The sequence below is a fragment of the Pseudomonas flexibilis genome, assembly GCF_000806415.1.
Taxonomy (GTDB): domain Bacteria; phylum Pseudomonadota; class Gammaproteobacteria; order Pseudomonadales; family Pseudomonadaceae; genus Serpens; species Serpens flexibilis.
Genome location: NZ_JTAK01000006.1, coordinates 150,812 through 163,092, shown reverse-complemented (window position 1 = coordinate 163,092; position 12,281 = coordinate 150,812). Strand labels below are relative to the sequence as shown.

General features: G+C 68.5%; 12 protein-coding genes. 7 read left to right on the top strand and 5 right to left on the bottom strand.

The annotated features are described in order from the left end of the window. The first annotated feature begins 35 nt into the window (after nucleotides 1–35). The 4 genes from PT85_RS18330 to PT85_RS17525 all read left to right on the top strand — a co-directional run bounded on the left by PT85_RS18330 (nucleotide 36) and on the right by PT85_RS17525 (nucleotide 2,750). On the top strand, nucleotides 36–533 hold the full coding sequence (locus PT85_RS18330) for a Fur family transcriptional regulator (RefSeq protein WP_027588706.1): 498 nt from the start codon (nucleotides 36–38) through the stop codon (nucleotides 531–533). Then, nucleotides 530–1,303, top strand: coding sequence for a zinc ABC transporter ATP-binding protein ZnuC (gene znuC, locus PT85_RS14985; RefSeq protein ID WP_027588705.1), 774 nt, complete (start codon nucleotides 530–532; stop codon nucleotides 1,301–1,303). The genes PT85_RS18330 and znuC overlap by 4 nt, the downstream gene beginning before the upstream one ends. Further along, the gene (gene znuB / locus PT85_RS14980; RefSeq protein WP_039607122.1) at nucleotides 1,296–2,078 is read left to right on the top strand and encodes a zinc ABC transporter permease subunit ZnuB; all 783 of its coding nucleotides are present in this window, start codon (nucleotides 1,296–1,298) and stop codon (nucleotides 2,076–2,078) included. Before znuC ends, znuB begins: the two co-directional genes overlap by 8 nt. A 72-nt stretch (nucleotides 2,079–2,150) precedes the next feature. Next, the gene (locus tag PT85_RS17525; protein ID WP_052237712.1) at nucleotides 2,151–2,750 is read left to right on the top strand and encodes a hypothetical protein; all 600 of its coding nucleotides are present in this window, start codon (nucleotides 2,151–2,153) and stop codon (nucleotides 2,748–2,750) included. A 113-nt stretch (nucleotides 2,751–2,863) separates the two neighbouring features. Here PT85_RS17525 and katE read toward each other — a convergent pair whose 3' ends face one another. Continuing rightward, a complete protein-coding gene (gene katE / locus PT85_RS14970) occupies nucleotides 2,864–5,056 on the bottom strand; it encodes a catalase HPII (RefSeq protein ID WP_267958210.1) in 2,193 nt (730 codons plus the stop codon). Nucleotides 5,057–5,168: 112 nt separating this feature from the next. On the opposite strand from katE, the gene PT85_RS14965 reads away from it, so the two are divergent. Genes PT85_RS14965 through PT85_RS14955 form a run of 3 tightly spaced genes read left to right on the top strand, consistent with a single transcriptional unit; the run spans nucleotide 5,169 to nucleotide 7,673 of the window. Continuing rightward, complete coding sequence (locus PT85_RS14965) at nucleotides 5,169–6,176, top strand: methionine ABC transporter ATP-binding protein (RefSeq protein WP_027588702.1); 1,008 nt, start codon at nucleotides 5,169–5,171, stop codon at nucleotides 6,174–6,176. Then, the gene (locus PT85_RS14960) at nucleotides 6,176–6,841 is read left to right on the top strand and encodes a methionine ABC transporter permease (protein WP_039607120.1); all 666 of its coding nucleotides are present in this window, start codon (nucleotides 6,176–6,178) and stop codon (nucleotides 6,839–6,841) included. The genes PT85_RS14965 and PT85_RS14960 overlap by 1 nt, the downstream gene beginning before the upstream one ends. Before the next feature lie 58 nt (nucleotides 6,842–6,899). Continuing rightward, nucleotides 6,900–7,673: a MetQ/NlpA family ABC transporter substrate-binding protein gene (locus tag PT85_RS14955; RefSeq protein ID WP_027588700.1), complete on the top strand. Its 774-nt coding sequence runs from the start codon at nucleotides 6,900–6,902 to the stop codon at nucleotides 7,671–7,673. Here PT85_RS14955 and PT85_RS14950 read toward each other — a convergent pair. Genes PT85_RS14950 through coxB form a run of 4 tightly spaced genes read right to left on the bottom strand, consistent with a single transcriptional unit; the run spans nucleotide 7,630 to nucleotide 12,279 of the window. Beyond that, on the bottom strand, nucleotides 7,630–8,493 hold the full coding sequence (locus PT85_RS14950; protein ID WP_082013085.1) for a cytochrome c oxidase assembly protein: 864 nt from the start codon (nucleotides 8,491–8,493) through the stop codon (nucleotides 7,630–7,632). The two genes, PT85_RS14955 and PT85_RS14950, sit on opposite strands and share 44 nt — an antisense overlap. After that, nucleotides 8,493–8,831, bottom strand: a complete 339-nt coding sequence (locus PT85_RS14945; protein ID WP_027588699.1) for a hypothetical protein — start codon at nucleotides 8,829–8,831, stop codon at nucleotides 8,493–8,495. The genes PT85_RS14950 and PT85_RS14945 overlap by 1 nt, the downstream gene beginning before the upstream one ends. Then, nucleotides 8,828–11,347 (bottom strand): cytochrome c oxidase subunit I, encoded by a 2,520-nt coding sequence (gene ctaD / locus PT85_RS14940; RefSeq protein WP_039607119.1) that lies wholly within the window; start codon nucleotides 11,345–11,347, stop codon nucleotides 8,828–8,830. The genes PT85_RS14945 and ctaD overlap by 4 nt, the downstream gene beginning before the upstream one ends. Continuing rightward, entirely contained in the window at nucleotides 11,344–12,279 is a 936-nt protein-coding gene (gene coxB / locus PT85_RS18085) for a cytochrome c oxidase subunit II (protein WP_039607219.1), read from the bottom strand. Before coxB ends, ctaD begins: the two co-directional genes overlap by 4 nt. Between the last annotated feature and the right edge of the window lie 2 nt (nucleotides 12,280–12,281).

Here is a 12,281-nt window from a genome sequence, read left to right as displayed (position 1 = left end):
ATAGAATAACGTCTCTTCCACTCGACGTCGCCGCCATGTATCGACCCCTTCCCGACACACCGCTGGCCTGCCTGCCGCACGACCATTCCCAGTGCGTCGACAACGCACTGGCCGACGCCGACAGCATCTGCGCGCGCCAGGGCGTGCGCCTGACCGCCCTGCGCAGGCGGGTGCTGGAGCTGGTCTGGCAGAGCCACAAGCCGCTCGGCGCCTACGACATCCTTGGCACCCTCAGCGAGGAAGACGGCCGCCGCGCCGCGCCGCCGACCGTCTACCGCGCCCTGGATTTCCTGCTGGAGAACGGCCTGATCCACCGCATCGCTTCGCTGAACGCCTTCATCGGCTGCATCCGCCCGGAACACAGCCATCAGGGTCAGTTCCTGATCTGCCGCGAATGCCGCACGGCCATCGAGCTGGAACACCCGGCCATCAGCGAAGCGATCGTCGCCGGTGCGCAGCGCGTCGGCTTCCGCGTGGAAACCGAGACGGTCGAGGTGGTCGGTCTCTGCGCCCGCTGCCAGGAGGCCGCATGAGCGATGACCTGCTGCGCCTGAGCGGGGTCAGCGTGCGCTTCAACGGCCAGGACACCCTGGACGCGGTGAACCTGCGCGTGCGACCGGGCGAAATCGTCACGCTGATTGGCCCCAACGGCGCCGGCAAGACCACCCTGGTTCGTGTCGTGCTGGGCCTGCTGAAGGCGGACAGCGGCGAGGTCTGGCGCCGACCGAAACTGCGCATCGGCTACATGCCGCAAAAACTGCAGGTGGACGCCACCCTGCCGCTCAGCGTGCAGCGTTTCCTGCGCCTGGTGCCTGGCGTCAGCGCCGCCATGGCGCGGGCCGCGCTGGAAGAAGTCGGCGCGGCCCACGTGCTCGACCACCCGCTGCAGAAGATCTCCGGCGGCGAGCTGCAACGCGTACTGCTGGCCCGCGCCCTGCTGCGCAAGCCCGAACTGCTGGTGCTCGACGAGCCGGTGCAGGGTGTGGATGTCGCCGGCCAGGCGGCGCTGTACCGGCTGATCGGCACGTTGCGCGAACGCTACGGTTGCGGCGTGCTGATGGTCTCCCACGACCTGCACCTGGTGATGAGCGCCACCGACCAGGTGGTGTGCCTGAACCGGCATGTGTGCTGCTCAGGACATCCCGAACAGGTCAGCGGCGATCCGGCGTTCGTCGAACTGTTCGGCCGTGATGCACGCAGCCTGGCGATCTACCAGCACCGCCACGACCACGCCCACGATCTGCACGGCGGCGTGGTCCTGAAGAAACCCCATACCCACGGTCCGAACTGCAACCATGGCTGATTTCCTGCTTCACGCGCTGCTCGCCGGCCTCGCCCTGGCGCTGGTGGCTGGCCCACTCGGCTCGTTCGTGGTCTGGCGGCGCATGGCCTATTTCGGCGAAACCCTGTCCCATGCCGCGCTGCTCGGCCTGGCCTTGGGCCTGTGGTTGGCGATCAGCCCGACACTGGCAATCATCGCCCTGTGCCTGCTGCTGGCGCTGGCGCTGCTCGGCCTGCAAGGTCGCCAGGCGCTGGCCTCCGACACCCTGCTGGGCATGCTGGCGCCCACCATGCTGGCCCTGGGCCTGGTGACCATGAGCCTCCTGGAGGTGCGCGTCGATCTGCTCGGCTATCTGTTCGGCGATCTGCTGGCCATCAGCCGCGAGGATCTGTACTGGGTATTGGGCGGCAGCGCGCTGGTGCTGCTGCTGCTGCTGCCGCTGTGGCGCCCGCTGCTGGCCATTACCGTGCACGAGGAGCTGGCGCGCGTCGAAGGCCTGCCGGTGGCCGGTCTGCGCCTGGCGCTGATGCTGCTGATCGCCCTGGTGATCGCCCTGGCCATGAAGATCGTCGGCGTGCTGCTGATCACCTCGCTGCTGATCATTCCTGCCGCCGCCGCCCAGCGCCATGCGCGCACGCCGGAGCAGATGGCCGTCGGCGCCAGCCTGCTCGGCCTGCTGGCGGTGTCGGCGGGCCTGAGCCTGTCCTGGTTCCAGGACACCCCGGCCGGGCCCTCGATCGTGGTGAGCGCCGCCGCCCTGTTTCTGCTTAGCTTTGCCCTGCCACGGCGGCGCTGACGCGTGTCGTCCTGTGCGCCCGAGACGGGCAGGGTTAGAATCCCGTCGACCGCTTCCTCGAGGTCCCTTCACATGCCCATGTTCCGTTGCCTGACCCTTGCCGGCCTGGTTGTCGTGCTTGCCGGCTGCCAGAGTGCGCCGGTGCAGGACACCCAGCGGCAGTTGTTCCAGAGCTACCTGGCCCAGGGCCAGCTGGCACAGGCGGACCAGTTGCTGGCCGATGCCGGCAAGCGGGGCGTCGACGCCGAGCGCCTGGCCCCGTATCAGCGCCAGTTGGCCGACGCCTACCTGCGCCAGGGACAGGATGCGCTGCAGGCCGGCGACCTGAACACTGCCACCACGGCGCTGAGCCGGGCCCGCAGCCTGCTGCCGGCCGCGCCGGCGCTGACCACCGACCTCGGCGACCAGCTGGACCCGCAGGTGCGCAGCATCATGCTGCCGCTGCTGGACAAGGGCGATTACGCCGCCCTGGCCGAGCAGTTCGACAGCCTGGCCGACGAACTGCGGACCTGCAATTGCCGCATCGTGCTGGAGGCCCGCGGCAGCTGGCAGTCCAACCGCGCCGCCGAACTGCTGCGCACACGCCTGGGCGACGCCTCGGAAGTGGAAGTCAGCCACATCGCCTCGCGCGTGCCGCGCCTGCTGCTGATCGGGGGTGGTGCCCAGGAATAGCCTCGGGCGCCCTATGTCTGCGCGGCCCGTAGGAGCGGCTTCAACCGCGAGCGTCTCCTTGCGCCCCGCACGAACGCATCGCGGCTGCCACCCTGCAAGGCCGGAGCAGGCCTCTACGCCGGCACGCTCATGGCCTTGGGCATCCGCGCCCATACCCGGTGCCTGGCGATGGCAGCGAAGTACGAGGCCTGGATGGCCGACAGATCGCTGCCCACCAGCAACCCCTCATCCTCATCCAGGCGCAGCTGCGCAAGCAGGGTCTGCGCCTGGCCGAGGAAGGCCATCGGCTTGAGGTGCTTGTAGGCTTCCAGCAGGTAATGCAGCGCGGTGCCGTCCGCCATCATGGCCTGCATGGCGGCCTCGCCGCCGGGGACCAGCACCGCGTCGAACATGATCGACGGCAATCCAGCCAGCGAACCATCCGGCACCAGGCGGCTGCCGTCGCTGCCCTGGACCGGCGCGGCGCTCGGCGCCACCAGCTTGCAGGCCGCCCCTTCGCCCTTCAGCGCAGCCTGGGCGGCGCTGACGGCGGCGGCATCCACGCCGTTGCCGATCAGGATGGCGATCTTGCGCGAGCGGATGTTGCCGGTCAGCAGGTTCATCTGGCTCAGCGCCGGCGACTGCTCCTGGCGGACCTTGGGCAGTTCCACCGTGCCGGCGGCGGGTGGCTGCACGCCGATGTTGGCGGCCACCCGCCGGGCCAGGTCCAGATCGATATTGGCCAGGATCTCGTTGACCTCGCGCTCGCGGATGGCCATGCGCTCCACCTTGGCCAGCTCGAAGCTGTAGGCATCGACGATGTGCGCCTGCTCCACCTCGCTCATGCTCCTCCAGAACAGCCGCGCCTGGGAGAAGTGGTCGCCGAACGATTCGCTGCGGTTGCGGATCTTGTGGCCCTCGATGCGTTCGGGATAGCTCTCGAAACCTCCGCCTGCCGGCCCCGCCGGGGTTTCCTTTGGCCAGCCGGCATCAATGGAGTTGGGTTCGTAGGCCGCGCGCCCCTTGTGTATCTGGTGCTGGTGGTAGGCGTCGCGCTGGTTGTTGTGAAACGGGCAGACCGGGCGGTTGATCGGGATCTGGTGAAAGTTCGGCCCGCCCAGGCGCAGCAACTGGGTGTCGGTGTAGGAGAACAGCCGGCCCTGCAACAGCGGATCGTTGCTGAAGTCGATGCCCGGCACGATGTGTCCCGGGTGAAAGGCCGCCTGTTCGGTCTCGGCGAAGAAGTTGTCCGGGTTGCGGTTGAGGGTCAGCTTGCCGATCGGCTGCACCGGCACCTGCTCCTCGGGGATGATCTTGGTCGGGTCCAGCAGGTCGAAGTCGAAGCTGTGCTCGTCGGCCTCCTCGACCACCTGCACGCCCAGTTCCCATTCCGGATAGTCGCCGCTTTCGATGTCCTCCCAGAGCTGGCGACGATTGAAGTCCGGATCCTTGCCGGCCAGCTTCTGCGCCTCGTCCCAGAGCAGCGAGTACACCCCCGACAGCGGCCGCCAGTGAAACTTGACGAAGCGGCTGGCGCCCTGGGCATCGATCATGCGGAACGTATGCACCCCGAAGCCCTGCATGGCGCGCAGGGTGGCGGGAATGGCCCGGTCGGACATGGCCCACATCACCATGTGCGCGCTTTCCGGCACCAGCGAGACAAAGTCCCAGAAGGTGTCGTGGGCCGAGGCGCCGGTAGGGATCTCGTTGTGCGGCTCGGGCTTCACTGCATGCACGAAGTCGGGGAACTTGATGGCGTCCTGGATGAAGAACACCGGCATGTTGTTGCCCACCAGGTCGAAGTTGCCTTCCTCGGTGTAGAACTTCACCGCGAAGCCGCGCACGTCGCGCACCGTGTCCGCCGAACCGCGCGGGCCCTGCACGGTGGAAAAGCGCACGAACACCGGGGTGACCTTGGCCGGGTCCTGCAGGAAGGCGGCCTTGGTCAGCTTCGCCTGGGATGCGTAGACCCGGAAGACGCCGTGGGCCGCCGTGCCACGCGCATGCACGATGCGCTCGGGAATGCGCTCGTGGTCGAAGTGCGTGATCTTCTCCCGCATGATGAAGTCTTCGAGCAGGGACGGGCCGCGATCCCTGGCCTTCAGGGTGTTCTGGTTGTCGGCGATCTTCACGCCCTGGTTGGTGGTCAGGGCCTGGCCGGTGGCGTCCGAGCGGTAAGGCTCGAGGGCGTCCAGCTTGTCGCTGCTGTTCTGCCGGTCGGTGGTGTCGGTGCCGGCCAGTTCGCTGGGGCCGGTGGGTTGCTGGGCCATGGCTGGTCCCTCCTGGTGGGCGCACGGGTCTGCAAGGGACCGGTGCCGGAATCGGATGTTCCTCGCCGCTTACCAACAGCCTGCGTGGCCCGCACGCCACAATCGGCTAAAATGCGCCACTTTTGCCCGCACGCCAGGGGCACGTCATGCACCCAAAAGGTCCGCACACGTGATCGAGTTCCAGCAAGTCCACAAGACCTACCGCGTCGCCGGCCGCGACGTACCGGCCCTGCAACCCACCGATCTGGTGGTCGAAACGGGCGAGGTGTTCGGCCTGATCGGCCATTCCGGCGCCGGCAAGAGCACCCTGCTGCGCCTGATCAACCGTCTGGAAAACCCCAGCGGCGGGCGCATCCGGGTCGATGGCGAGGACGTCACTGCGCTGGATGCCGACGGCCTGCGCGCCTTCCGTCGCCGGGTCGGCATGATCTTCCAGCACTTCAACCTGCTCAGCTCGCGCACCGTGGCCGACAACGTGGCCCTGCCGCTGCGCCTGGCCGGCGAGCTGCCCGCCGCCGACATCAACCGCCGCGTGGACGAGCTGCTGCGCCGCGTCGGCCTGCAGGATCACGCCCGCAAGTACCCGGCGCAGCTGTCCGGTGGCCAGAAGCAGCGCGTCGGTATCGCCCGCGCGCTGGCCACCGACCCGAAGATCCTCTTGTGCGACGAGGCGACCAGCGCCCTCGACCCGCAGACCACCGCCCAGGTGCTGCAGCTGCTGGCCGAGATCAACCGCGAGCTGGGTCTGACCATCGTGCTGATCACCCACGAGATGGACGTGATTCGCCGCGTCTGCGACCGCGTGGCGGTGATGGATGCCGGGCGCATCGTCGAGCAGGGCGCGGTGGCCGAGGTGTTCCTGCACCCGCAGCACCCGACCACCCGGCGCTTCGTGCTCGAAGACGAGGCCATCGACGAAGGCGAGCTGCACGAGGACTTCGCCCAGGTGCCGGGGCGCATCCTGCGTCTGACCTTCCAGGGCGAGGCCACCTACAAGCCGCTGCTGGGCACCGTGGCCCGCGAGACGGGGGTGGACTACAGCATCCTGGCCGGACGCATCGACCGCATCAAGGACACCCCCTACGGCCAGCTGACCCTGGCCCTGACCGGCGGCGACCTGGACGCCGCGCTGAGCCGCCTGCAAGCCGCCGAAGTTCATGTGGAGGTACTGCGCTGATGGACGCCTTCTTCGTCAATATCGACTGGTACGAGATCTGGCTGGCCACCCTGGACACCCTGCTGATGCTCAGCGGCTCGCTCCTGTTCACCGTGGTGTTCGGCCTGCCGCTGGGCGTGCTGCTGTTCCTTACCGGGCCGCGGCAGCTGTTCGACAACCGTCCGCTGTATGCGCTGCTGTCGTTCGTGGTCAACGTGCTGCGCTCGCTGCCGTTCATCATCCTGCTGATCGTGATGATCCCCATCACCGTGGTGCTCACCGGCACCTCGCTGGGCGTGGCCGGCGCCATTCCGCCGCTGGTGGTGGGCACCACGCCATTCTTCGCGCGCCTGGTGGAAACCGCGTTGCGCGAGGTGGATCGCGGCATCATCGAGGCCACCCAGGCCATGGGCGCCAGCACCCGGCAGATCATCGTCAGCGCCCTGCTGCCGGAGGCGCGACCGGGCATCATCGCCGCCGTCACTGTCACCGCCATTACCCTGGTGTCCTACACCGCGATGGCCGGCGTGGTCGGCGCCGGCGGCCTGGGCGACCTGGCCATCCGCTTCGGCTATCAGCGCTTCCAGACCGACGTGATGGTGGTGACCGTGGTGTTGTTGCTGGTTCTGGTGCAGATTCTGCAATCTGTCGGCGACCGCCTGGTGGTGCATTTTTCCCGCAAGTGAACCCTTGCGGCGACCGTGTCGTCGGAGCCGCGTCCGTTATCCGTAAAGGAGTTACACCATGAAGAAACTGCTTGCCGTCTTCGCCGCCGTCGCGGCCTTTTCCGCCCAGGCGGCGGAAACCCTGACCGTGGCGGCCACCGCCGTGCCGCATGCCGAGCTGCTGGAATTCGTGAAGCCACAGCTGGCCAAGGAAGGTGTGACCCTGAACATCAAGGTGTTCACCGATTACGTGCAGCCCAACGTGCAGGTGGCCGAGAAGCGCCTGGACGCCAACTTCTTCCAGCACCAGCCGTACCTGGACGAGTTCAACAAGAGCCGTGGCACCCGGCTGGTCAGCGTGGCCGGCGTGCACGTCGAGCCGTTCGGCGCCTACTCGCACAAGATCAACGACATCGAAGACCTGCCCAGCGGCGCCAACGTGGTGATCCCCAACGACGCCACCAACGGCGGCCGCGCCCTGCTGCTGCTGGCCAAGGCGGGCATCATCACGCTGAAGCCGGAAGCCGGCATCACCGCCACCCCGCGCGACATCGCCGACAATCCCAAGCGCATCCGCGTGCGCGAACTGGAAGCCGCCACCCTGCCGCGCGTGCTGAACCAGGTGGACCTGGCGCTGATCAACACCAACTACGCCCTGGAAGCCGGCCTCAACCCGGCCGAGGATGCGCTGGTCATCGAGGGCAGTGAGTCGCCCTACGTGAATATCCTGGTCAGCCGCGAGGACAACAAGGACAGCCCGGCCATGCAGAAACTGGCCAAGGCCCTGCATAGCGACGCGGTGAAGCAGTTCATTGCCGAGAAGTACCAGGGCGCCGTGGTGCCGGCGTTCTAACATCGCCCGCAGCCCTGACAAAGCCCGCCCCGTGCGGGCTTTGTTGTGTTTGGGGAGCGCGCCCCAGCCAGCGCCAGGCCACCCAGCCAGCGCCGAGCAGGTAGAGCACCCCGCCTGGCACCCACATCAGCAGGCCGGCCAGTTGCTGGTCGGCCACGCTGCGCGCATCGCCATAGAAAGACACCGGCGCGAAGGTCAGCAGGGCGCCGAGCAGGCCGGTGTGCATCAGGGTCAGCAGCACCGCCAGCAGCGCCTGGGGTGCCTGGCGAGGCGGGGCGCGCAGCACCGCCCACCAGAACAGCCAGGCGCTGAGCAGGAAGCAGGCATGCTCGATGGCGTGCCACCAGAGGTTGTCCAGCGCCAGCTGATACAGCCGGGGCACGTGCCAGACCCAGATCACCGCGCCGTGCAGCAGCGCCAGGGCCCCCGGATGCCGGGCGCTGCGCAGCAGCGGGTTCCACAGCGACTGTCCCGCGCGACCGAGCACGCTGCGCCATTGCGGCAGCGGCCGGGCCGCCGCCGCCAACGGGCCGATCACCAGGATGAACAGCATGTGCTGGGTCATGTGCCAGGCGGCGCTGGTTTCCGCCCAGTCATCCAGCGGCCCGAAGATGGCCACGACAGCGAGCAGCAGCGCCAGGTGGAAGCAGGCCGCGTCTGCCCGCCTGGGCGGTACCCGGCGGCAGCCCAGCAGATAGAGCGCCCAGGCCGCCAGCATCAGCAGGCCGGTCAGCCACAGGGGCAGGCGCTCAACCAGTCCATGGTCGAACAGCCCGTGCGCCGCCACCGGCAGCGGCAGCCACACTAGCAGCCCGAGCATCAGGCGCACGGCGGCAGGCCCAGCAACGTCAGGCCGATGAAGACCGTGGCCGCAGCCCCTACCAGATGCACGCCGGCGGCCAGGCGCAGCACGAAACGCTGCGGCGAGCCGGCGGCGGCGGAGCGCCAGCTGAACAGCGCCAGTCCCAGCAGCAGCAGCACGGTCAGCCCGGTAAACACCCCTAGCACGGCGTTCAGCCAGGTGGCCGCCCCGTCTGCCGGCGCTGGCGGCGCGAGGGCGCAGCCCAGCCCCTGGCCGGCATACAGCGCCACGAACCACAGGCTCCAGATCACCAGCCCGAGGATGCTGTGCAGCGGATGCTCGCGCAGGCGACTCATGACCCGTTCCCCCAGCCCAGCGGGAAGAGCACGATGGCCAGGTAGCTGATCCACAGCACGCCCAGGTTGTAGAGCCACAGCTGCGCCACCACCCGGGGCTCGTACGACTGGCGCGCGCTGACGTAACCCAGCCGCGCACGCCAGGCCTGCAGGGCGGTGAGGATTGTCGCCAGGGCGCAATGGATCAGGCTGTAGAGCAGCATCACCAGCACCACCGCATCCAGTGCGCGGGCCCGCGGCTGCAGCTCGGCAGCCTGCAGCGCGCCGAGCAGCAGCGTCACTTGCAGCAGCCCCAGCAAGGTGAGCAGCAGAAGATGGATGCCGAGGCGCGCCTCGCTGCCCCGCCGCAACCGACGCAACAGTCCGCCCAGATACAAGGTGCCGACCGTGAGCAGCAGGGCGCTGCCCAGCAGCCAGCCCGCGCCGACTTTCACCGTGGTCGGCCCGGCAACGGGCGTGACGATGCCCAGGTAGAACCAGCCGAACAGCAGCGACAGGTACAGGGCGCCATCGGCCACCAGGGTGACCGCCATGCCCCACAGCCCAGGGCCGTCATGGGTCTGCCAGTGCAGCGGCGGCTGGTTCGCCTGCACGGTTAGATTCGCCCCGGGGCTCAGCAACGGGCCATTGCGCCAGGACCAGTGCAGCAGCACCAGCAGGATCACACCGCTCAGTCCCAGCGCCAGGCCGTACTGCTTGAGCAGCAGGCTCAGACACAGGCCGGCCAACAGCAGCGCGGCAATCAGCGGTATCCAGGTGTTGCCGGGCAGCTGGGTGATGTCGCGCACCCGTCCGCTCAGCGCCTCCACGCCCCAGGTGTCGCGACGGCCATGGTCGATTTCCACCAGGGCATGCTCGCCGCGGGCGATGCCCTGCGGCAGGTCGGGCTCGCGCCACAGCGGATGGCGGTTGTTCACGTCGGGCAGGCTGAGGAAGTTGTAGGAGGCCGACGGATAGTCCGTGGCCCATTCCAGCGTATCGGCCTGCCAGGGATTCACGCCCGCCGGCCTGCCGAAGCGCACATGCAGCAGCAGGTCGAGCAGGCAGGTGGCCACCCCGGCGGCCATCACGAAGCTGCCGATGGAAGACACCAGGTTCGGCCAGTCCCAGCCCAGGCCGGTGTCGTAGGTGTAGACGCGCCGGGGCATGCCCAGCAGGCCGGTCCAGTGCATCACCAGGAAGGTCAGGTTGAAGCCGATGAACACCAGCCAGAAGCCCCAGCGGCCGAGGCGTTCCGATGGCAGCCGGCCGGAGAAGTGCGGCAGCCAGTAGTAGAGCCCGGCCATCAGCGGGAAGAACATGCCGCCGACCAGCACGTAGTGCATGTGTGCCACCACGAAATGGGTGTCGTGCACCTGCCAGTCGAAGGGCACCAGCGCCAGCATCACCCCGGTCAGCCCGCCGGCCACGAACACGATCAGGAAGCCCACCAGCCAGAGCATCGGCACCTGGTAGCGCGGCGTGCCCAGCCACAGGGTGGTCAGCCAGGCGAACACCTGCACCCCGGTGGGAATCGCCACCAGCATGCTGGCGGCGGAGAAGAAGGCCAGCGCCAGCTGCGGAATGCCCACGGTGAACATGTGGTGCACCCACAGGCCGAAGCTGATGAAGCCGGTGGCCAGCACGCTGAGCACCACCCAGCGGTAGCCGACCAGCGGCCGACCGCAGAACACCGGCAGCAACGTGGAGACGATGCCCGCCCCCGGGAGGAAGATGATGTACACCTCGGGATGGCCGAACAGCCAGAACAGGTGCTGCCAGAGCAGCGGATCGCCGCCGCGGCCGGGATCGAAGAACGGCAGCCCGGCGGCGCGCTCCAGCTCCAGCAGGATGCTGCCGAGGATCAGCGGCGGGAAGCCGACCACGATCATCCCGGCCATGACCAGGATGTACCAGGCGTAGATCGGCATCTGGTGCAGGGCCATGCCGCGCGCCCGCACCCGCAGGATCGACACCACCAGCTCGACGCCGGCGCTGACCGCGGAAATTTCCACGAAGGTGACGCCCAGCAGCCAGAAATCCGAGTTCATGCCCGGCGTATGCGCGGCGCTGGACAGTGGCGTGTACATGAACCAGCCGGCCTTGGGGGCGATCTCCAGCACCAGGCTGGCGGTGAGGATGATGCCGCCGAACAGGTAGCACCAGTAGCCCAGCGCCGACAGGCGCGGGAAGGCCAGGTCGCGGGCGCCGAGCATCTTGGGGATCAGGTAGACCGCCAGACCCTCCATCATCGGCACGGCGAACAGGAACATCATCAACGTGCCGTGCATGGTGAACACCTGGTTGTACAGGTCCGGCTCCAGCAGCACGTAACCGGGCACGGCCAGCTGGGCGCGGATCAGCATCGCCAGCAGGCCGCCAATCAGGAAGAACACCGCGCCGGTGATCAGGAAGCGGCGGCCGATGGCGGTGTGGTTGACGACGGTCAGCGCCCGCCAGCCCGACGGGCTGCCCCACACCCGTTCGAACTGCGCGTGCAGACGCGCCGGATCCGGATGCGACGAGCGACGTTTCATGGCGCGAGTCCCTCCAGCCAGGCCGCCAGGGCGTCCAACGTCGTATCGTCCACGTCATCATGGTTCGGCATGCCGTTGCCCGGCTTGAGGCGCTGGTGCTCGCGCAGCCAGCGGCGCAGGCCGGCGGCATCGTTGGCGATCACGCCGGCGCCGAGGGTGGGGCGCGAGGCCAGGTCGGTCAGGTCGGGCCCGCGCCGTCCGTCAGACACGCCGGCGACCCGATGACAGAGCGCGCAACGGCTGGCGAACAGCTCGCCGGCGGCACCCGGCGCCGGTGCAATGGCCGCGCGCTGTGTCCGCGCCTGTAGCCACACGTCGAAGCGCTCGGGAGGCAGGGCCTCGACGTGCAGGATCATGTGCGCATGCTGGGTGCCGCAGAACTCGGCGCACTGGCCGCGAAACACACCCTCGCGATCGGCCTGCAGGCGCACCCGATGCCGGCGCCCCGGCGTCATGTCCAGTTTGCCGCCCAGGCGCGGCACCCAGAACGCGTGGATCACGTCGGCACTGCTCACCTCGATATCCACGGGCACGCCGACCGGCAGGATGAGTTGGTTGGCGGTCACCACGTCGCCCTGCGGATAGCGCACTTCCCACCACCATTGATGGCCGGTGATTTCCAGGCGAAGCGGTGCCTCGCCCAGCGGCAGCATCCCGCGGGCGGCGTTGACGCCGTAGAACAGCAGCGCGCTGACGCTCAGCGTGGGCAACAGCAACCCGCCGCCGATCAGCAGGCGGCGCTGGATACGCCGTGCCTGCGGCTGCGGATACTGGCGCGGCGCCCGGAATAGCGCGTACAGCCAGAGCACACTGACCAGCAGCAGCACCAGCCCGGCCACGCTGCTCATCACCCACCAGAGGCGCGCCAGCTCGCGGGCGGTGGCGCTGGCCGGGTCGAGCGCTGACTGCGGACCCTGGCAGCCGGCCAGCAGGG